Origin of the sequence: Psychroserpens burtonensis DSM 12212 (assembly GCF_000425305.1) — a bacterium.
GTDB lineage: Bacteria > Bacteroidota > Bacteroidia > Flavobacteriales > Flavobacteriaceae > Psychroserpens > Psychroserpens burtonensis.
In genome coordinates this window covers 16,913-37,191 of sequence record NZ_AUDE01000013.1, presented here as the reverse complement: position 1 = coordinate 37,191, position 20,279 = coordinate 16,913, and the positions used below count along the sequence as shown (strand labels likewise).

20 protein-coding genes and 1 tRNA gene are annotated in these 20,279 nt (G+C 33.7%); 14 read left to right on the top strand and 7 right to left on the bottom strand.

Annotated features, from left to right (window positions below; genetic code table 11):
- Positions 1-265 precede the first annotated feature (265 nt).
- Together H593_RS0106220 and H593_RS18590 are read left to right on the top strand one after the other, a co-directional pair.
- On the top strand, positions 266-1,546 hold the full coding sequence (locus tag H593_RS0106220) for an ice-binding family protein (RefSeq protein ID WP_028871653.1): 1,281 nt from the start codon (positions 266-268) through the stop codon (positions 1,544-1,546).
- Positions 1,547-2,115: 569 nt separating this feature from the next.
- Positions 2,116-3,438, top strand: coding sequence for an ice-binding family protein (locus tag H593_RS18590; protein ID WP_051229636.1), 1,323 nt, complete (start codon positions 2,116-2,118; stop codon positions 3,436-3,438).
- 325 nt (positions 3,439-3,763) lie between these two features.
- Here H593_RS18590 and H593_RS0106210 read toward each other — a convergent pair.
- The 3 genes from H593_RS0106210 to H593_RS0106200 form a co-directional block, all read right to left on the bottom strand.
- Positions 3,764-3,848, bottom strand: a tRNA-Ser gene (locus H593_RS0106210).
- 58 nt (positions 3,849-3,906) lie between these two features.
- On the bottom strand, positions 3,907-4,938 hold the full coding sequence (locus tag H593_RS0106205) for an asparaginase (RefSeq protein WP_028871652.1): 1,032 nt from the start codon (positions 4,936-4,938) through the stop codon (positions 3,907-3,909).
- A gap of 3 nt (positions 4,939-4,941) precedes the next feature.
- On the bottom strand, positions 4,942-5,709 hold the full coding sequence (locus tag H593_RS0106200) for a TatD family hydrolase (protein WP_028871651.1): 768 nt from the start codon (positions 5,707-5,709) through the stop codon (positions 4,942-4,944).
- Positions 5,710-5,921: 212 nt separating this feature from the next.
- On the opposite strand from H593_RS0106200, the gene H593_RS0106195 reads away from it, so the two are divergent.
- From H593_RS0106195 to H593_RS0106160, 9 genes are all read left to right on the top strand, one after another.
- Positions 5,922-6,362: a retropepsin-like aspartic protease gene (locus H593_RS0106195; protein ID WP_028871650.1), complete on the top strand. Its 441-nt coding sequence runs from the start codon at positions 5,922-5,924 to the stop codon at positions 6,360-6,362.
- A 54-nt stretch (positions 6,363-6,416) separates the two neighbouring features.
- Positions 6,417-7,058 carry a response regulator gene (locus H593_RS0106190; RefSeq protein ID WP_028871649.1) on the top strand — a complete coding sequence of 214 codons (642 nt, stop codon included), beginning with the start codon at positions 6,417-6,419 and terminating at the stop codon, positions 7,056-7,058.
- 1,154 nt (positions 7,059-8,212) lie between these two features.
- A complete protein-coding gene (locus H593_RS0106185; protein WP_028871648.1) occupies positions 8,213-8,599 on the top strand; it encodes a Riean_0653 family protein in 387 nt (128 codons plus the stop codon).
- A complete protein-coding gene (locus H593_RS21645; protein WP_483826399.1) occupies positions 8,595-8,744 on the top strand; it encodes a Riean_0653 family protein in 150 nt (49 codons plus the stop codon). Before H593_RS0106185 ends, H593_RS21645 begins: the two co-directional genes overlap by 5 nt.
- Before the next feature lie 26 nt (positions 8,745-8,770).
- A complete protein-coding gene (locus H593_RS0106180; RefSeq protein ID WP_028871647.1) occupies positions 8,771-9,106 on the top strand; it encodes a hypothetical protein in 336 nt (111 codons plus the stop codon).
- Complete coding sequence (locus H593_RS0106175) at positions 9,069-9,857, top strand: hypothetical protein (RefSeq protein ID WP_028871646.1); 789 nt, start codon at positions 9,069-9,071, stop codon at positions 9,855-9,857. Before H593_RS0106180 ends, H593_RS0106175 begins: the two co-directional genes overlap by 38 nt.
- Before the next feature lie 120 nt (positions 9,858-9,977).
- Entirely contained in the window at positions 9,978-10,601 is a 624-nt protein-coding gene (locus H593_RS0106170) for a hypothetical protein (RefSeq protein ID WP_028871645.1), read from the top strand.
- Positions 10,602-11,084: 483 nt separating this feature from the next.
- On the top strand, positions 11,085-11,492 hold the full coding sequence (locus H593_RS0106165) for a hypothetical protein (protein WP_028871644.1): 408 nt from the start codon (positions 11,085-11,087) through the stop codon (positions 11,490-11,492).
- Positions 11,493-11,699: 207 nt separating this feature from the next.
- The gene (locus H593_RS0106160) at positions 11,700-11,960 is read left to right on the top strand and encodes a T9SS type A sorting domain-containing protein (RefSeq protein ID WP_028871643.1); all 261 of its coding nucleotides are present in this window, start codon (positions 11,700-11,702) and stop codon (positions 11,958-11,960) included.
- A gap of 86 nt (positions 11,961-12,046) precedes the next feature.
- On the opposite strand, the gene odhB is transcribed toward H593_RS0106160, so the two are convergent.
- The gene (gene odhB / locus H593_RS0106155) at positions 12,047-13,285 is read right to left on the bottom strand and encodes a 2-oxoglutarate dehydrogenase complex dihydrolipoyllysine-residue succinyltransferase (RefSeq protein WP_028871642.1); all 1,239 of its coding nucleotides are present in this window, start codon (positions 13,283-13,285) and stop codon (positions 12,047-12,049) included.
- Between the two features lie 85 nt (positions 13,286-13,370).
- Entirely contained in the window at positions 13,371-16,127 is a 2,757-nt protein-coding gene (locus tag H593_RS0106150; protein ID WP_028871641.1) for a 2-oxoglutarate dehydrogenase E1 component, read from the bottom strand.
- Positions 16,128-16,242: 115 nt separating this feature from the next.
- On the opposite strand from H593_RS0106150, the gene H593_RS0106145 reads away from it, so the two are divergent.
- Positions 16,243-16,776 (top strand): hypothetical protein, encoded by a 534-nt coding sequence (locus tag H593_RS0106145; protein WP_028871640.1) that lies wholly within the window; start codon positions 16,243-16,245, stop codon positions 16,774-16,776.
- A 95-nt stretch (positions 16,777-16,871) separates the two neighbouring features.
- Here H593_RS0106145 and H593_RS0106140 read toward each other — a convergent pair whose 3' ends face one another.
- Together H593_RS0106140 and H593_RS0106135 are read right to left on the bottom strand one after the other, a co-directional pair.
- Positions 16,872-17,222: a hypothetical protein gene (locus tag H593_RS0106140; protein ID WP_028871639.1), complete on the bottom strand. Its 351-nt coding sequence runs from the start codon at positions 17,220-17,222 to the stop codon at positions 16,872-16,874.
- Positions 17,222-18,196 (bottom strand): polyprenyl synthetase family protein, encoded by a 975-nt coding sequence (locus tag H593_RS0106135; protein ID WP_028871638.1) that lies wholly within the window; start codon positions 18,194-18,196, stop codon positions 17,222-17,224. The genes H593_RS0106140 and H593_RS0106135 overlap by 1 nt, the downstream gene beginning before the upstream one ends.
- A gap of 123 nt (positions 18,197-18,319) precedes the next feature.
- On the opposite strand from H593_RS0106135, the gene H593_RS0106130 reads away from it, so the two are divergent.
- Together H593_RS0106130 and H593_RS0106125 are read left to right on the top strand one after the other, a co-directional pair.
- Positions 18,320-18,922 (top strand): TetR/AcrR family transcriptional regulator, encoded by a 603-nt coding sequence (locus H593_RS0106130; RefSeq protein WP_028871637.1) that lies wholly within the window; start codon positions 18,320-18,322, stop codon positions 18,920-18,922.
- A 2-nt stretch (positions 18,923-18,924) separates the two neighbouring features.
- On the top strand, positions 18,925-20,271 hold the full coding sequence (locus H593_RS0106125; protein WP_028871636.1) for a TolC family protein: 1,347 nt from the start codon (positions 18,925-18,927) through the stop codon (positions 20,269-20,271).
- The last annotated feature ends 8 nt before the right edge of the window (positions 20,272-20,279 follow it).

The following is a 20,279-nucleotide window of genomic DNA, read 5'->3' as shown; positions in this document are numbered from 1 at the left end:
AAAAAGGTATTAAGCTATGCCATTCGTTTACTCTTTTACACAGACACGAATAAGCATCTCATTTCAAGTTAGTGACTTGTTTGTTAATTTTAAAAACACAATGGTCTTGGTCCGTTTTCTTTTGTAGCTATATCCCACTTTAACACGTTTACCTTTTGTTGCATTTTTATTCATAATTACACATTTAATCGATTAAACGTATAAAAAGTTAGACGAAATGCATTTATTATGTGCATTGCGCTATCTAAAATATTAAAACTTACTTATGAAAATTATTTCAAAATATTTCTCAATACCACTTATCATACTGTTTACAAATACTCTTTACGCTCAGGTTGGTATAGGCACAACAACACCTGATATTTCTTCTATCCTAGATGTCACCTCTAATAGCAAAGGGCTCTTAATGCCACGCTTAACAACATTAGAAAGGGACGCAATAGTGTCGCCAGCTACGGGCTTAATGATTTATAATACGACATTAAATGATGGTCAATTAAACATTGGAACTCCCTCGACATCGAATTGGATAGGCATCAAAGGGCCTCAGAAACCTATGATTGATTCTGTCGTTTTTGGAGATGATATTAGCACTATATCGACTAATACTTTGTTAGTGCCAGGCATGACGAAATCGGTTGAAATTGGCACTTATGCTGTTTCATTTAATGGGCAGCATATGACTAGCGCCTTCGATCAACCATTTAATACTATTCAAAGTCTCATTGATGCAGACTTGATATACCAAGATTTGATGTCTATAACAGCCACTAATACAGCTCACTCTCTTGTTTTTGGTAATGGAGAGAATTTACTTCCAGGTGTGTATGACCTCGTTGGAACAACATCGATTGCAGGAACACTTGTATTGGATGGCGGTGGAGACCCAAATTCTGAGTTTATCATAAGAAGTACCGGTCCACTTACCACGGGAGTTGGCACAACTGTGACTTTGACTAATGGTGCTAGCTCAAATAATATATTCTGGGTATCTGAAAAACCCATATCTACAGGCGCGAACTCAATATTCAAAGGAACATTGGTTTCACGCGCAGGCGCGGTATCATTGGGTGTGAGTACAAGCATTGAAGGAAGAATATTTACAAAAGCAGGAGAATTAAGCGTAGGAGCACACTGTATTCTTACAATCCCTACGGGTATTTCACCTATTGACTTAAGGAGTCTCTCATCATTTGCAATGTTTACCTCTAGCGGTGCAGTTTCGGCTGATATAAGCGCTACGGTCACTGGAGATGTTGGTACTGGATTAGGTGCTATAGCCATAGCAGCGACACATATTGGAGAAGAATATCCTGCTGGGACAACATCAAGTAAAGAAACTACAACGACTTACAGTATTTATCAAAACGGAACAGAGGTAGCTAATTCTAGTAGAACCATTATTTCACTAAACTCAGTAGTATCATTACAAGCAAAAGTTACTACACTAGTCGCCGGAGAAGTCATTGAAGTACGCTGGAAAGTTGATGTTGGTGAAGCGACACTCGACCATAGAAACTTATTATTGATTCGCTCTGAATTTTAATTACCGCATACTTTAGACTAATAAATTCGGTTTTGTCTATCAGTACACAGTTGCGCATATTTTAAATTTATACAAAAGTATAGATAGAATTAGTATGAGATTAAAAACAAGTGAGTTTTTATATCAACCCAATCCGTTAGCCTTTCATTTGGCAACTATTAAAGCCAATTTTAAAATCATGAACACCTCTCAAATAATTTAAAAAACAAAACTGAATTGAATTGAATTGAATTGAATTAAAGATTTTGGTGACAATGTAAATATATACCACTATCAATTTAGAGTGCAAAAAACTCATTTACAGATTTTTGGACCCTATATTGATAGTTTAATGTTTCCATAAATAACGGCTGCATCGGCAAAATAGTTTTAGTTTAATAAATTAATGACCAAGTAACCTCTCAGCCAGTATATTGATTTTTTTAATAAAACGACCTGAACCAATGCTTCAGATAAAAACTATTCATCGGCAGCAAATCGCTAATCATCGCTAGTTGCAGTGCATCAATCGAAAATTCGAAAATAACTTATAATTGTAGTATATTTTTGTGTCATAAATAATTGATATCATGAAAATAGTATTACGCACCAATTGGCATTATTTGATTGAAATAAAAACAATACTCATAAAAACTACTTTAAAGTGTTTTTTAATACCCTTTGTTTTATTGTCTTCAAGCGGTCTTTATGCCCAAGTTGGTATAGGAACAACCACTCCTGATATTTCTTCTGTCTTGGATGTTTCGTCCAATAGTAAAGGACTTTTAATGCCAAGGTTAACGACATTAGAGAGAGATGGAATAGCATCTCCAGCAACAGGCTTAATGATTTATAACACAACATTAAATGATGGTCAATTAAATATAGGAACTCCCTCCACGCCGAGTTGGATAGGTATTAAAGGAAACGAAGACCCTAAAATAGATTGTGTTGTTTTTGGTGATAATATCAGTACCACATCCACTACCAATTCGTTGGTTCAAGGTATGACCATTTCGCCTCCCTTAGGCAAATTTGAAGTTTCATTTAATGCTCAGAAAATAACTAATCAAACATTTAGTTCTTCCCAAGCCAGTATAGATATGGCCAAAATATATCAAGACCTAACGGCAATATCGGCCACCAACACAACGCACAGTCTTGTTTTTGGTAATGGAGAGATTTTGTTTCCAGGAGTCTATGACTTAGCTGGAGCTCCATCGATTGCAGGAAGTCTTACTTTAGATGGTGCTGGAGATACAAATTCTGTATTTATTATTAGAGGTTCTGGCGCATTTACTACAGGAGCTAATACAATTGTAAATTTGACTAATGGGGCGAGCTCCAATAATATCTTCTGGGTTTCTAACGTAGCCCTTTCAACAGGTGCTAGCACAGAACTAAAAGGATCCTTAGTTTCTCTTTCTGGAGCGATTTCATTGGGAGCAACTACAAATCTCGAAGGAAGGATGTTTACAAAAGCAGGAGCGGTGAGCATCGTTGCTGATTGTATTCTTACAAAACCGTCAGACACCTCTTATATTGACTTAGGTTTCCTCTCCACATTTGCGATGTGGAGTTCTGCTGGTGCGATTACAGATGTTGCAACCTCTTTTATTACAGGAGATGTTGGTACTGCATTAGGGGTCCTGACCATTGCAGGTACACATTCTGGGACACAATACCCAGCAGGTACAGCATCGACTAATTTAAATACGGTTACCACTTACGGTCTTTATCAAAATGGTATTGAGGTCGCCAATTCTAGTAGAGCAATTAATTCGTTAGGTTCGGTAGTGCTTCTTCAAGCCATGATTACTACTTTATCTGCAGATGAAGTCATTGAAGTGCGATGGAAAGTTAATAGTGGTGAATCAAGCCTTTCTAACAGAACCCTATCCTACCATCAATAAGTGTCTTTAAATTTAAAATGCATAGATTCAATATTTCTCAATATCCTTTTTTCAAATCACAGCTACTTTCTAATTAAGTATATCTATAACACAAAGCGATAACCTTACCTTTTATAGACGTAAAAATTACTACTAACAGAAAAACACTACATCATCTATTAGACAGAAATACTGGTGAAGGTGACAATTACTTTATACTGACAATTTATATAGCGCATTTTATAATTTAAGGTATTTATAGGTTAATTAGTTCATGGTAGAAATCTAAAAAACCCTATAAACGTAATGCTTACAGGGTTTCTATTGCCTTTTGGTAGGCTTTTCGCAGAGAGGAAGGGATTCGAACCCTCGATACCGTGAAGTATACACGCTTTCCAAGCGTGCGCCTTAAGCCACTCGGCCACCTCTCTATTTTGAGTTTGCAAACATACAACTCATATCAAACTAAAAAAAGGGAATTAAGAGTTTCTATGTCATTTCTCCTCTTAATGAGGTTTCAAAAATGGTCTTGAATGTTTTAATTGACACTTTCTCTCCCAACATAAACATTAATTTAGTTAATGCAGCCTCTGTAGTAATGTCTTTACCAGAGATAACACCTATGGTTTTTAATTGTGTGCTGGTTTCATATTGACCCATTGATACACTCCCTCCAGAACATTGTGTGACATTAATAATTGGTATGTCTCTTTTAATAGTCGCTTTTAACAGCTCTAAAAACCACAACTCTGTAGTTGTATTGCCTGCACCATAGGTTTCTAAAACAACTCCCTTCACAAAATGATTATCAAATAGTGGTGTCAAAACCGACTCACTAATTCCTGGGAATAGCTTAATTAATAATATATCGGTTTCAAAATTCTTGTGTACTACTAATTTTTTGCGCGCGTTGGGTTTAAACAAATCATCATATTTCACTTTTAAATGAACTCCAGATTCTGCTAAATGCGGGTAATTTAGAGATTCAAACGCTTCAAAATGTTCAGCGTTTATTTTTGTGGTCCTGTTTCCGCGGTACAACTTATACTCAAAATACAAGCCTACTTCTTTAATAACTGGTCTACCTCCTTTTTGTAAAGATGCCATTTGTATTGAGGTAATTAAGTTCTCTTTAGCATCTGTTCTCAAATCTCCAATAGGTAATTGTGACCCTGTAAATATAATTGGTTTTGCAAGGTTCTCAAACATAAAGCTTAATGCAGAAGCAGAGTAGCTCATCGTATCGCTTCCATGTAACACTACGAAACCATCAAAATCATTATAATTACGTTGAATTATTTCTGCAATTTGAACCCAATACTTAGGATTCATATTACTACTATCAATAGGATCTTTAAAAGATATTGTTTCTATTGTGCAATCTAACAACTTAAGCTCTGGTATATTATTTAGAAGATTATTAAAGTCAAAAGATTTTAAAGCACCAGTTTCTGGATCTTTGATCATCCCAATGGTACCTCCTGTATAAATCAATAATATATTAGGTTGAGTTGCTGGCATAAGTTATAATCCGAAGATTTCTTTAGAATTTTCTGTGGTAATTTCGGCAATTTTTTCTTCGGAAACATTATAAATTTCAGCTAATTTCTCAACGACCTTAATAATGTAACTACTCTCATTACGCTTTCCTCTATAAGGTTTTGGTGCTAAATATGGAGCGTCTGTCTCCAATACAATATGTTTCAAATCAATGGCCTTTAGAAACTGATCTATTTTTCCGTTTTTAAAGGTCGCAACACCACCAATACCTAGTTTCATATTATATGATATGGCTTTATGTGCTTGCTCCAAAGTTCCCGTGAAACAGTGAAATATTCCGAAGAGCTTGTCATCCTTAGCTTCCTCAAGAACCTCAAAAACCTCATCAAACGCGTCTCTACAATGAATAACAATTGGTAAGCCATACTGTTTAGCCAAATTAATTTGATATCTAAATGACTCTTGTTGAATAGCTAGTGAAGAGGTGTCCCAATAAAGATCAATACCTATTTCACCAACAGCATAAAAATGTCTTTTTGCTAACAACTCTTCAACATGTTGTAACTCATCTTTATAATTATCTTTTACAGATGTTGGATGTAAACCCATCATCAAATAAACGTGCTCGGGATAATCTACTTCGAGTTGTAACATCGCCTCAGTATAACTAGAATCTATGGCTGGAATAAAAAACCTAGAAACGTTTTGTGAAAGAGCTCGTTCTATCATTTGACTTCTATCGCCATCAAAAGCTTCGCTATATAAATGTGTATGTGTATCTGTAATTATCATTGTGAACTCGACTTGAGTTTTTGTTTCATTGCAAAATTACCATTTTACACTCTAACTTTATCCTTTTTTACAAACGTAGTGCTGCTATGTCGATAAAGAAGAAATTCATTATAGTACAAAAGCCAAACTTTTCGGTTTAAAACTAAAACTCAAGATGAGTTCCATAAAAATTATTTGATTTATAGGATTATATTTGTAGAAATTACCGCATTATGGAATCTTTACAAGACTACCTTTTAGATAAAGGCTATACTAAAATCAAATTGAAGTTCACAAAGACCAATCATTTTGAAATTAAAGCGACAATAAATGGTGTGAAAGGACGGTTTATTTTAGATACTGGCGCATCTAATTCTTGTGTTGATTTTGAGGCTATTAAAACATTTAAGCTTATCGCTCAAGACTCTGCCATTAAAGCAGCTGGAGCTGGTGCAATAGATATGCTTACGAAAGTATCTAAAAAAAATACAGTTAAAATTGGAACATGGAAAAACAATAAAGTTGCCTTAATTTTATTTAATCTTACTCATGTTAACACAGCACTTACTGCCCATAATGCTAAACCTGTAGATGGTATTATTGGAGCAGACATTCTAAAAAAATCTAAAGCAGTTATTGATTATGAAAAAAAATACTTGTATTTAAAATTGTAGGAGAATTGTAAATTCTCTTATCTTTATACTTGAATCCCCTTATTAATAGCAAAAATGTCAACTTCAATCATAATAGCAGATGATCATCCGCTTATTTTAAAAGGCCTGAAAGACTTCTTATTAGAAAAAGGATTTAATGTCATGGCAAGTGCAAAAAATGGTAAAGAAGCCTTCACACTAATAAATGCACACCAACCAGATATTGCCATATTAGATATACAAATGCCTATTCTTACAGGTTTACAAGTTGCTGAAAAATGCAAAGAAGCTAATCTCGATACCAAAATAATTATTATCACTTTTGAGAAAAGTGAAGAGATTTATAATAAAGCAAAATCTTTAGGTATTTATGGCTACATATTAAAGGAGTTTGCTATTGCCGAACTCGAATATTGTATTACCTGCGTTTTAAGAGAATACCATTATTTTAGTCCAGAACTCATAGAGTATATCGAAATTAAGAAAACGCCTGAGGCATTAAAAACCTTAACAGACTCCGAAATCAAAGTAATTAAAGGTATCGCAGATAATAAAACTGCGAAAGAGATTGCAAAAGACTTGTCCATATCTAATAGAACGGTAGAAAAACACAAAAGTAATATACGAAATAAGCTCAAATTAGAGTCTAAAGCGAATAGCATTCTGCTATTCGCAAAAGAGTATAAAGACTTTTTACATAAATATAAATTTCTTTAGACTACTGTCTCTTTATTCTAAAAGACCGCGTATAATCATTCAATTACTGTATTTACAGAACATTAACTCTGTTAACCTCATTTATTGTAATTAATATTCATTCAAAAGAATTAAAATTTTAACACTTTAAAATCAAAATATACGTATAACTACGTATTGTTTGGTATTACCTAATAATCTAAATTTGCATTGCTATTAATCAATTGCCTTTTGCAAAAAAGGAGTAAAGCTCTAGAGCTATTTTGGTCTAGAGCTTTTTTGTTTCACAACAGTGAAAATTTAAGAATCTGAAATCAAAAAATACGCAGAACTCCGTATTTATTCGCTTTAATTTAACACTGTTAGTTGTGAAGTTATTAATTCTTGTAGGGAAGAATTAAGTTATTAAACTCTGGATTGTTTATCAATTCAGAGTTTTTTATTAAAAACAGGTCTATACACCTGTAGCCTATTAGTGCTTAAATGAAAACATTTGCGATGTTATTAATTTCTATAGGGCGAATTTAATTTATCAAAAAACTCTAGTTCAACATGAACTAGAGTTTTTTTTTATTTAACTGAAAACATAAATCGTACTGAATTTTGCTTAAGGTTAAGCAGCTGCATTTTGTAATAAAACATCGTAAAGCTATACGCCTTTTCGATGTACAGGATTTTTATGTTTAAAAACACAAACTTTAACACTTTAAAATCAAAATATACGTAGAACTACGTATTGTTTGGTGTGACTTAATTAACGAATTTTACATCAGAGTTATTAAGATTATAGGGATTTTTAATACTACTCTATTAATTAGGGAATATAAGGCTCTGAGACTCCTCATAATCTCAGAGCTTTATTAAAACCTAAGTAAACAGTTTAAAAACATATAATAATGGAAACAATGAAAAACAAACAAAGCCTTACAAACAAGCTGTTTATTGTTGGCTTAATTTTTAGCGCCATTTTAATCATATCAATTAACATTCTTGTAAATTTCTTTTAGTTATTAGTTAGTTATTTTTATTAGGGAGAAAAAGCGCAATTCAGTCTTTGAATTGCGCTTTTTTGTATTATCAATTTAATAAAGTGCGATATAACTCTATAGACTTTACGACACTTTCACTCTTTCTAAAAAAAAAATTTATAACTTTCTATTCAAATCAAACCTCAAATGAAAAAAGTAATTTTACTTTTTATAGCAGTATTGCTATTGAATAATTGTAATAACGACGACGATAACAACAACCAACCCTTACCATCAGCAACACAAACTGAAGCAGGCACTTTTACCTGTACCGTTAACGGTCAAAATTTTATTGATACTAGTGGTGGCTATTTTAATTGTTTTTATCAATTGGTGGATGGTAAATATTATTTTGGGATTCAAGGTTTAGATATTGTGGGTGATGTGACATCGATAAACTTTGGAACAGAGAATAAAACTATTAATCAAGGCTCAACATATATTCTTTTAGACAATGTAGATGGAAATATTTGGGGTGGTATTGGGTTTTCAGGACAAGATAACCCATTCCAAGCTGTATTTATAAAGTATTGAATACACTGGAGAACTAACAATAACAAAACTAGATTTCGAAAATAATATTGTTTCTGGTATATTTTGGTTAGATCTCAAAAACCCATACACAGGAGAAATCGTAGAAATAAGAGAAGGTCGTTTCGATACACTTTTTACACAATAATTTATTAACCAATTAAACTAATATTTATGAGAAAATTTACTTTTCTAGCCCCACTATTGCTTTGTTTTAACGCTTTTGCACAACAAGAAGTCAACTCGCTACGGAAAAATCAAATCAATCCTATTTTCAATGGGCTTAATAAAAACTTTGTACCATACGAGGTGCTTTTAGATTTTGCTATGGAGTTTACCAATGTAGAAGCCTATAATGGCACACTTACAGACTCTACCTTTGTTAATACTCGAGTATTAGGGAATATTTATAAAACCCTTTTTATGGAAAAAGTAACCCCTAATACACAACATTTTCCTTTAATAGAAACTATTGCAGAAGATTGGGTTACAAAAAAGACATGCGTATAATCAACTAGATAAAACTACTATTATACTAAGTGGTTTGTATTATACATATTCTAAACTAAAAGAGGATGCTTTAAGTACCAATAAAATTGCTGTTCGCAGAGGTAAATATTATGACAAATATAGTAAGAAAGGGATATGGCAAAATCCTTATGAAACTAAGCAAACTATAGCCTTTACAACTCCAATAAGTGTATATAATAAAAAGAATTTTGATGTAATACTCCCTCTAAATCTAATGTATTCTAATAACGCTAATGAAATACAAAGTATACAAATTAACTTTAACCATGGCAACGGACTTACAACGGTTATATACGATCAAGCATTACAACCTAATTATAGCACAAATGGTACTTATGACTGGATTTTTAAAACAACGTTAACAAATAGCAACATTTTATACTCACAAACTAAAGTAAAAATTAATGAGGTAGAGACTAGTGGCAATCAAGCCAGAATGAGTTTTGCAAATAATATATTTATTCCAGGACCAACTAACTCACCATTTCCAACTTATTTAAATGGTGCAAAATTACGTATTGGTTATGCACCAGGCAGTGAAGGACTTATTATGAGACCATTTATAATCGCAGAAGGCTTTGATGCTAGTAGTCTAACCACAACTGAAATAGAAGGTGGTGATAGAACATTAGATCCTAATTTTTTAAATAGCTTATTTAATTCTGGTGATCTTCGTGATTTATTATTGGATGATATATCACAAGAATACGATATTATTTATATAGATTAGTTAAATGGTACAGCCGATATAAAAGATAATAGTGAAGTATTAAAAAATGTTTTAAATTTTATTAATCAAGAAAAATTAACCAATGGCAGTACTGAGCCAAATGTATTATTAGAACAAAGTATGGGAGGCGTTATTGGTCGTTATGCTTTAGCAGATATGGAGGCAGATAATGAAACTCATGATGTGCGCTTGTTTATAGCACACGACTCTCCAATGCAAGGCGCTAACACACCACTTAGTTTTCAATATTTTTCTCGTCATGCCTTAGATGAGTATGTTGATGCACCAATACTTTATGGTATAGGAGAAGTTATCGTACCAACTCTAATAAGTCTCACAGAATTATTAACTCTTAATAATTTAAGTATTCCTTATGCATCTCCATTAGAAACGCTAACAATACAAGATACACCTGCAGCTGTACAATTAAATTATAGTTATGTTGATATTTTAAGTAATCCAATATCAGCTATTAATGAGCAATGGCAGTCTGAACTTGACGCTATTGGTTATCCAACGCAATCAAGGAATATTGCTATAAGTAATGGGAATGAGTGTGCTGTAGACCATGGTTTTGGGCCTAGAGCTCCATTCTTAGAAGTACATGATGATCATAATCCTGACTTTTTTGGTGATTTATTACATTTAGTAGTTACACCTCTTATTGGTGCTATAGCATCAGAATATGAACTTGTAATCTTAGGCATATTACCAGGATCTAGTAAATACTTTTTTGATTTATAACTAAAAGCTAATCCATCTAGATTTGAATCTAATAGAGAAGTCTACTGGGGAAAGATACGTTATGAGAAAAAACTATTATGGTTATTACCTATTTCTCATACAATAACAGATAGAGCTAAAGATGCTCCAAGGGGTGAGTTACCTTATGACACTTATTCTGGAGGATTTTTTGATATTCTAGACGTATTAACTACAAATGATCCTAATGATATTGATTTAATCGATAGATTACCGGCTAATTCTCTTATTAATGAACGCTAAGTAGTAAGTGCATTAGATATTAAAAGAAATGATGGTGATGTAAACCCTCCTGATTATTTAGAAAAATATTCAGGAGGAATAACTCCTGAGCCTGCACTTACTAGCGGATTTGATAACTTTAGAGTTGATTTTGCTCCAGGACAAGTTATAAATAATGAACATATCTCATTTCAAGTTAGGAATGGTAATTGGTTTGCAGCAGAATTAAAGGGTAATAATGCTGTGGCAGATGATTGCTCATTTGTTTGTGATGATGGTGACGCCATTTCTGGATCAAGCACACTTTGTACTAGTGGTATATACTCAGTTAGTAATGCTGCAACGTCAGTTGACTGGATTCTTGTTCCTGCCAACGCTAGAACAATTAACGAACTGAATACTGCTGCTACAATTATTGAGACAACTATTGCAAATGGCTATAGTGGTTTTGTTACTTTAAACGCAATGATAGACTCAGACCGTTGCGGTAATAATATACCTGTAAATAAAACAATACATTTTGGTCGTCCTAGTACAAGTGGTTCTGTACTAACAGGAAATGGCGGCGGCAGCCTTGATCCAGGCTCAACAGATGCTATCGTGTTTTCTGTAAGTACTCAAAATATTAATGCTTGGACTCATATTAATTAGACAGTTTTTAGTTATAGTATTCCAAATGCCTCACAGTATTTTTCAATTCAAAATCAAGGAAATGGTATTTCTGCTGTAGTAAGTGCAGACGAAGATACACCTCCTGGAAATTATATAGCACAAGCAAGAGTTACTAATAGTTGTGGCTTCTTACCTTTTGATATTAACTTCACTATAGAAGAGTCTGGACCACCTGTTATTTCTAGAATGAGTAACAGTTATAAAGTCTATCCAAACCCATCAAAAGGTATTGTTAATATTGATTTCATTCAAGATACAAAAGAACAAATCAAAACAGATATTAAAGTAACTGGAGAATTATTAGATGTACTTGGTAGATCTAAATTTAAAATTGAGATGCAACATAATGGTGCTCAATTTGATGTCTCAAGATTAAATCCTGGCGTTTATGTCCTCAAGATTTATCTAGATGAAGTTATTGAGACACATCAAATTTTAGTTAAATAATCAAAACTCAAACAACCAAAAAGCGCAATCTAAATTATAGATTGCGCTTTTTGAGTTTTAATATTTCCGTAGAAAAGAAGAAACAATTACATTTCTAATGCTCTCTTCACATCGTTATCCATTAATAATTCTATTGGATTTTCTAAAGCTTCTTTAACAGCAACTAAGAAACCTACAGATTCTTTACCATCAATGATTCTATGATCATAAGATAAAGCAACGTACATAATTGGTCTAATTTCTACATGACCATTAATGGCTACGGGACGCTCAACAATATTGTGCATTCCTAAAATCCCACTTTGAGGTGGATTGATAATTGGTGTTGATAACATACTTCCAAACACACCACCATTAGAAATCGTAAATGTTCCACCTGTCATTTCATCAACGGTTATTTGTCCGTCACGAGCTCTGATAGCTAAACGTTTTACTTCAGATTCTACTCCTCTAAAGCTTAAGTTTTCTACGTTTCTCATTACTGGTACCATTAATCCTTTAGGACCTGAAACGGCTATAGAAATATCTACAAAATCATAAGTTAACATTTCTTTGCCATCAATCATTGAGTTCACAGCTGGATACATCTTTAGCGCTCTCACAACTGCCAAAGTAAAGAAACTCATAAAGCCAAGGCTCACACCATGCTTCGCTTTAAAGTCTTCCTTATACTGTTTGCGCAGTTCAAAAATTGGAGACATGTCAACCTCGTTAAACGTCGTTAACATTGCAGTCGTATTTTTAGCTTCTACTAGACGCTCTGCAACCTTACGACGTAACATTGACATTTTACTGTGTGAACTTCCGCGGTTTGCGCCAGTTGGAGTTCCCATAGAAGGTTTTGCATTTACAGCATCATCTTTAGTAATACGACCATCTTTTCCTGTTCCAGAAACAGATGCTGCATCCATTCCTTTTTCATCTAAAATTTTCTTAGCTGCAGGACTAGCTGTACCTGTAGCATACGTTTTAGTTTCAGTTACAGTAGGTTTTGATACGTCCTTTTTTGGAGCTTCTTCTTTTTTAGCTGAGTCTGTCGAAACTTTCTCTTCTTTAGCTGGCTTAGCATTTCCACTTCCTGGTTTTTCTGCACTAGTGTCAATCAAACATATTACAGCTCCAACCTCAACAGCATCGCCTTCTTCAGCTTTGAGTGTGATTGTTCCGCTTGCTTCTGCAGGCAACTCTAATGTAGCTTTATCACTATCAACTTCTGCAATGGCCTGATCTTTTTCAACATAATCACCATCGGCAACTAACCATTCTGCAATTTCTACTTCTGTGATTGATTCTCCTGGTGAAGGAACTTTCATTTCTAAAATCATCGTTCTGAAATTTTATTTTTAAGCGTTTGTATCCGTTTATATTTCTTATAAAATCTTCCTTTAAAGGAAGGTAATCTTCTTTTATTTATCGTTGGTTATTTTTTGATTTATCAAATACAAAATCAATAACTTCTTGATGACGTTTTTTAAAGCGCACACTACTTCCTGCTGCAGGTGCCCCATAAGGTCTTCGTGTTGCTGCTCTAAACGTTTTAGCTGCATCTAAATTCATTAGCATGTGACTATACGCTCCCATATTTCTTGGTTCTTCTTGAGCCCAAACATGATCATCTGCGTTTTTATATTTAGCAATAGCTTCTTTTATTTGCTTTTCTGGTACAGGGAATAATTGTTCTACTCGCACCAAAGCAACATCATCTCTTTCTAGTTGTTGGCGTTGTTCTAATAAGTCATAATAAAATTTACCAGTAACAAATACTAAAGTTTTGACCTTATCTACTTTTACTGTAATGTCATCAATGACCATTTGGAAGCTTCCGTTAGCAAATTCATCTACAGATGACACGACTAGTGGATGGCGTAATAAACTTTTAGGAGTAAAGACGATTAATGGCTTTCTAAATTGTGCCTTCATCTGCTTACGTAGCAAATGATACATATTGGCAGGCGTTGTACAATCCATCACAAACATATTATCTTTTGCACATAGTTGTAAATAACGCTCCATTCTACCAGATGAGTGCTCTGCACCTTGACCTTCGTAACCATGAGGTAATAACATTACCAATCCGTTTTGAAGTTTCCATTTATCTTCTGCTGCCGAAATATATTGGTCTAACATGACCTGAGCTCCATTACTAAAATCTCCAAATTGTGCCTCCCAAATCACTAACGTCTTTGGACTTGCCATAGCATAACCATAATCAAAACCAACTACACCATATTCTGAAAGCAAAGAATTATAAATAAAGAACTTCCCTTGTTGATCACTTAATTCATTAAGTAACAAAATCTCTTCTTCACTATCTTCAACTTTTACTACGGCATGTCTATGTGAAAATGTTCCACGCTCCACATCCTGACCAGAAAACCTAACATCATAACCTTCTTCTAACAATGTACCGTAAGCAAGGTGCTCTGCCATTGCCCAATCCAATTTGTCTTCATCAAACATTTTTTGACGCGACTGCACTAAACGTTCAATTTTACGAATGAATTTTTTATCCTTTGGTAAATTTGAAATCACTTTTGTGATCTTAGCTAATCCCTCCTTTGAATAGGTTGTATCAATAGTTTGAAGCATTTTATCTTCAATCACATTATGATACTCTACCCATTCATCTTCCATAAATGGTGTGATAATTGTTTTATCTGTTTTACGAGAATCCTCAAGGTTTTCTTCGAGTTTATCTTTGTATTGTTTCTCTAATTGAGAGACATAATCACCGTCAATAATGCCCTCTGATATTAACTTTTCAGCATAAATATCTCTAGGGTTATTATGCTTAGCAATAGCTTTATATAATTTTGGTTGTGTAAAGCGAGGCTCATCGCCTTCATTATGGCCATATTTCCTATACCCTAACAAATCAATAAATACATCGCGCTTAAATTTCATTCTAAAATGCAATGCAAACAACATCGCATGCACCACAGCTTCTGCATCATCTGCATTAACATGAAGCACTGGTGACAATGTTACTTTACCAACATCTGTACAGTACGTACTTGATCTAGCGTCTAAATAATTTGTGGTAAAACCAATTTGATTATTCACTACAATATGAATTGTCCCATTTGTTTTGTATCCATCTAATTGTGCCATTTGCACAACTTCATAAACAATTCCCTGACCTGCAATTGCGGCATCACCATGAACTATTATGGGTAATACTTGTGAAGGATTTTCTGGATATTTATCATCCTGTTTCGCTCTTACAATCCCCTCAACAACAGCACCTACGGTTTCTAAGTGTGACGGATTTGGAGCAATACTTAAATTAATTTTATGTCCACCTTCAGTGTTGCGATTACTTGTCCAACCTAAGTGATATTTTACATCTCCATCAAAAACTTCTTGCTCGTAATCTTTTCCATCAAACTCACTAAATATGTCTTTTGCGCTTTTTCCGAATATATTTGTCAACGTACTCAAACGTCCACGATGCGCCATTCCCATGACAAATTCTTTAACACCATGCTGTGCCGCATTTTCAATTAAAGAATCTAAAGCAGGAATCAACGACTCGTTACCTTCTAAAGAGAACCGTTTTTGACCTACGTATTTAGTATGAAGAAAGCTCTCAAAAGAGACTGCTTCGTTTAATTTTTTTAGAATATGTTTTTTTTCTTCTGAAGAGAAATTAGGCTGAAAATCATTGACATTAAGCTTATTTTGAATCCACTGAATTTCTTCAGGTTTTCTAATATACATGTATTCAACACCAATAGAATCACAATAAATACTATTTAAATGCCTAATGATTTCTCTGAGTGATTGTTTACCAATCCCTAGAATTTCACCAGCACTGAAAGTCTCATCTAAATCTGAATCTGATAAACCAAAATGGACCAAATCAAGAGTTGGTTCATATTTTCTACGATCTCTAACTGGATTAGTTTTGGTAAACAAATGACCACGATTTCTATAGCCGTCAATTAGTTTAACAACTTGAAATTCCTTTTGCACATACTCCGTCTTGTGTTCAGAAACACTTTCTACAGTGTCTCCATCCATGCCATAGCTTTCGCTTCCAAAGTCGTAACCTTGAAAAAAGGCTCTCCAACTTGGTTCAACAGAATCGGGATTTTTTAAGTATTGGTCGTATAAATCAGCAAAATATGCCGTATGTGCTGCGTTTAAAAAAGAATATTTATCCATAAAATGGGTGCTGTCGTTTTCGCTTCAACAAAGTTTATTCAAAAATACAACATTTACTAAAAATAGATGTGTTTTTGGTATATTTATGGACCTTTTTTAACTCAAATTTAGAATTATGAAAATTTGCAAGCATTTAAAGTTTAAATACCTGCTAATATTAAGTCTTTGTGCCGCAAGCCCCTTTCAATCATTTTCACAAGACGATGCTCCTGAAAATGAATTTTGGAAACATGTGAGATTTAATGGCGCTATTGGCTTAAGTTTTGGTGATGGCTTCTTTAGTGGCACACTCGCTCCTGGTGCAATATATCAGTTTAATGAAGATTTTGGGTTAGGAATGAGAGTCAACGGGACGTATAACAAACTAAAAAATTCATATGACTCCACAGTTTTAGGAGCAAGCGTAATAAGTATCTTTAACCCGATATATGAACTTCAAGCATCAGTTGAATTTGAATATTCAAACGTAAATCAAAAATTTAGTGATAGTGCATTTCAAGATCTAAGCTATTGGGTGCCAGCACTTTTTATTGGATTAGGGTATAGAACAAACAATATTGTTTTTGGCTTACGCTATGATGTCTTGTATAATGAAAACAAAAGTGTTTATGCAAATCCTATTTCCCCTTTTATAACCGTGTTTTTCTAATTTAGACCAGCTAAATAAGACTGTTTTTAGACCCCGTTATCTTGAGATTTTGGAACTAGTTTCACACCTATAGAGGAGTGTATATTTGTGTCTTCTTATGAATATTTATTCCTGTACCAAACCTTTTGCCACTCGCGCTGTAAAATCAAAAAAGCAACCTGCTCAGACAACTTCAACGTATCACTACCATCTAATTTTTTAATTTTTTCTTCGGAAACATCCACGATATAAAGTAGGTTTAAGTACTCCGCAAATTTCTCTTGTATCAATTTAAAAACAACTTCGTGAAGTAAGTATTTTAAACTTGAAGGCAAAATAGCCTCATCAAAAGCGAGATCAATATTGGCTAGTAAGAAGTCTTTATTAACCTGAATTATCAGCTTTGAATAGAGCTTTAATTCTTCGGTTTTCGAGATTAACTCTTCAAAATTTGCAGGTACTTGCATTACGTATTTCTATTCATTAAATCATTCCCAAAAGTTTTCAGTTCGTTTTTATTTTCTTCTGAAATTTTAAGTGAGTCCAAGACCGAAAATGCTTTTTTAGTGTAATTTTCAATTTCTTTTTTTGTGGCTTCTGCCGAACCGCTAGCTACAAATAGCTGCTTCACGGTATCAATTTTATCACTAGGATCATTAGGGTTGACACTATATAAACGTTCGAGCTGCAATGTATCTTCATCGTTAGAAAACTCTAAAGCTTTTAAATACAAATAGGTCTTTTTGTTCTCAATAATATCACCTCCTACTTGTTTACCAAAAGTCTGTGGGTCCCCGAAAGCATCTAAATAATCATCTTGAAGTTGAAAAGCAATTCCTAAATGCTTTCCGAAGTTATAAATAGAATCTTGACAATCTTGCGACGCGTTGGCTACAATCGCTCCCATTTTCATAGCAGCTCCAACTAAAACTGCCGTTTTATATTCTATCATTTTTAAATACTCAGGAATCGTCACATCATCACGAGTCTCAAAATCAACATCATATTGTTGGCCTTCACAAACCTCTAAAGCTGTTTTGCTAAATAACTTAGCTAAGTCCAAAAATTGCTTAGGCTCATAATTTTCAAATAATTGATAGGCCATAATGAGCATTGCATCACCAGATAAAATTCCAGTATTGATATCCCATTTTTCATGAACTGTTATTTGACCTCGTCGCAAAGGTGCATCGTCCATAATATCGTCATGAACCAATGAGAAATTATGAAACACCTCAACACTAAGTGCTGCATCTAACGCTTTTTTATAATCACAAGCAAAAATCTCTGCAGTCATAAGCGTTAAGACAGGTCTTAAGCGCTTACCGCCAAGTTGTAAAATATAATTAATAGGCTCGTAAAGATTTAGTGGTTCTTTAAGTTCTATATAGGCATTCAAATAATCTACAAATGCCTTTCGATATGATGAAATGTGTTGCATTGTACAAAAATAATGTAAATGAATAAACCTACCGCAACACTTTAACGCAATGTTAAAAAATCATTAAAACTTTGGAAACTATTTTTGTTTTTAAAGTTTCCTGTTGTACTTTTGCACTTCATTATGAGAAAAAAAATTATAGATAAATCGGCAGAATTATTTTTGAGCCTTGGGTTTAAAAGCGTCACCATGGATGATATTGCTAGTGAAATGGCTATCTCTAAAAAAACAATATATGTTCATTTTCCTAATAAGACAAAATTAGTAGAAGCGGTAACGTTTAACCTTTTTGACACGATCTGCTCTGGTATTGATGATATTTGCGAAAAAGCAGCGAATCCTATTGAAGAGCTGTATTCCATAAAAATGTTTGTGATGCATCACCTAAAAAATGAAACGTCTTCACCTCATTATCAATTAAAGAAATATTATCCTCAAATATATGGTGTATTACAATTTAAACAGTTTGAAAAAATGCACCAATCTGTTCAAGAAAGTTTAGAACATGGTGTATCAACTGGTGTTTTCAGAAACACCATTGATGTTGATTTTATTTCGCGCATGTACTTTACAGGTATGACTGGGATTAAAGATAATATGTTTTTTCCTCCAGAAAACTATAAAATGGAATACTTGATGGAAAGTTACTTAGAATATCATTTGCGCGCTATCGTATCTGACCAAGGGATGACCATACTAAATAATTTTATTAAAAATCAATCTTAAAAATGCGACAAATTTCATTAATACTATTACTCTTAAGTTTTAGTTTTAGCTTTACTCAAGAACAGCAAACATCGAGTTTTAGTTTGCAAGAAGCTATAGATTATGCTCTAGAGAATAATAGACAGGCACAAAATGCAACACGTGATATAGAGGCTGCAAAACAACAAAAGTGGGAAACCACGGCTTCTGGCTTACCACAAATTAGCGCTAAAGTTGATTACCAAAACTTTTTAAAGCAACAAGTTCAAGTGATCCCTGCCGAATTTTTTGGAGGTAATCCTGGAGATTTTGCAGAAGTTATTTTTGGAACTCAACAAAGTGTTAATGCCTTTGCTACATTAAATCAAAAAATATTTGATGGTTCTTATTTAGTTGGTCTCCAATCTGCAAAAGTGTTTTTAGAGATTTCTAAAAACGCAAAAACTAAAACCGATCTAGAAGTCCGGAAAGCCGTTATTGACGCCTACGGAAATGTGCTTCTAGCAGAAGAAAGTGTCATCATACTAGAAAAAAACATAGCTGTATTAGAAAAAAACCTTTACGAAACTACCACAATTTATGAAAATGGTTTGGGAGAGGAAGAAAGTGTTGAGCAACTCCAAATCACCTTATCTAGTGTACAAAGTATGCTTAATAATACAAGTAGGTTAAAAACGTTAGCTTATCAGATGCTAAATATCACTTTAGGCTTAGATGTTTATAATCCATTGCTACTAACTGATACTCTAGAAACATTAGCACAAAATAATATGTCCCTCAGTCTATTAGATATAGAAGGGAATCCTCAAAACAATGTCGATTATCAAATTGCACAAAATGACACAGAGGCTAAAGGCTTAATGATGAAACTTGAAAAAAGCAAGGCATTACCAACTTTAGAGGCCTTTATTAATGGAGGTTATTCGGCCTTTAGTGACCAATTTACGTTTACAAACAGTAGTCAAGATTGGTTTGGATCTTCACTAATTGGGATCAATTTAAATATTCCGATTTTTAGTTCTGGAATGAGAAGTGCCGCTACGCAACGCGCTAAAATAAACTTTGAGAAATCAAAAATAGATTTAATAGAGACCGAACAAAGAATTAAACTTCAAATAGCTTCGGCAAAAAGCAATTATCAATTCGCCATTGAAGATTATGAAAATAAGAAAGAAAACTTAGCACTTGCAGAGCGTATTGAAAACAAAAATCAAACTAAATTTTTTGAAGGAATAGGTTCTAGTTTTGAATTGAGACAGGCACAAACTCAATTATATACTGCACAACAGGAGTTATTGCAGGCCATGCTTGATGTGGTGAATTCTAAAGCAGAACTTGAAACCGTCCTAAACACACCAATCGACAAATAAAAATAAGA

Excerpts from the sequence above, each read along its gene's own strand:
- odhB (WP_028871642.1), bottom strand. The coding sequence starts at position 13,285 with ATGATTTTAGAAATGAAAGTTCCTTCACCAGGAGAATCAATCACAGAA.
- H593_RS0106140 (WP_028871639.1), bottom strand. The coding sequence starts at position 17,222 with ATGCAAGTACCTGCAAATTTTGAAGAGTTAATCTCGAAAACCGAAGAA.
- H593_RS0106130 (WP_028871637.1), top strand. The coding sequence starts at position 18,320 with ATGAGAAAAAAAATTATAGATAAATCGGCAGAATTATTTTTGAGCCTT.
- H593_RS0106195 (WP_028871650.1), top strand. The coding sequence starts at position 5,922 with ATGGAATCTTTACAAGACTACCTTTTAGATAAAGGCTATACTAAAATC.
- H593_RS0106145 (WP_028871640.1), top strand. The coding sequence starts at position 16,243 with ATGAAAATTTGCAAGCATTTAAAGTTTAAATACCTGCTAATATTAAGT.
- H593_RS0106150 (WP_028871641.1), bottom strand. The coding sequence starts at position 16,127 with ATGGATAAATATTCTTTTTTAAACGCAGCACATACGGCATATTTTGCT.
- H593_RS0106190 (WP_028871649.1), top strand. The coding sequence starts at position 6,417 with ATGTCAACTTCAATCATAATAGCAGATGATCATCCGCTTATTTTAAAA.
- H593_RS0106125 (WP_028871636.1), top strand. The coding sequence starts at position 18,925 with ATGCGACAAATTTCATTAATACTATTACTCTTAAGTTTTAGTTTTAGC.
- H593_RS0106170 (WP_028871645.1), top strand. The coding sequence starts at position 9,978 with ATGGGAGGCGTTATTGGTCGTTATGCTTTAGCAGATATGGAGGCAGAT.
- H593_RS0106185 (WP_028871648.1), top strand. The coding sequence starts at position 8,213 with ATGAAAAAAGTAATTTTACTTTTTATAGCAGTATTGCTATTGAATAAT.
- H593_RS0106160 (WP_028871643.1), top strand. The coding sequence starts at position 11,700 with ATGAGTAACAGTTATAAAGTCTATCCAAACCCATCAAAAGGTATTGTT.
- H593_RS0106135 (WP_028871638.1), bottom strand. The coding sequence starts at position 18,196 with ATGCAACACATTTCATCATATCGAAAGGCATTTGTAGATTATTTGAAT.
- H593_RS0106220 (WP_028871653.1), top strand. The coding sequence starts at position 266 with ATGAAAATTATTTCAAAATATTTCTCAATACCACTTATCATACTGTTT.
- H593_RS0106180 (WP_028871647.1), top strand. The coding sequence starts at position 8,771 with ATGAGAAAATTTACTTTTCTAGCCCCACTATTGCTTTGTTTTAACGCT.
- H593_RS0106205 (WP_028871652.1), bottom strand. The coding sequence starts at position 4,938 with ATGCCAGCAACTCAACCTAATATATTATTGATTTATACAGGAGGTACC.
- H593_RS18590 (WP_051229636.1), top strand. The coding sequence starts at position 2,116 with ATGAAAATAGTATTACGCACCAATTGGCATTATTTGATTGAAATAAAA.
- H593_RS0106200 (WP_028871651.1), bottom strand. The coding sequence starts at position 5,709 with ATGATAATTACAGATACACATACACATTTATATAGCGAAGCTTTTGAT.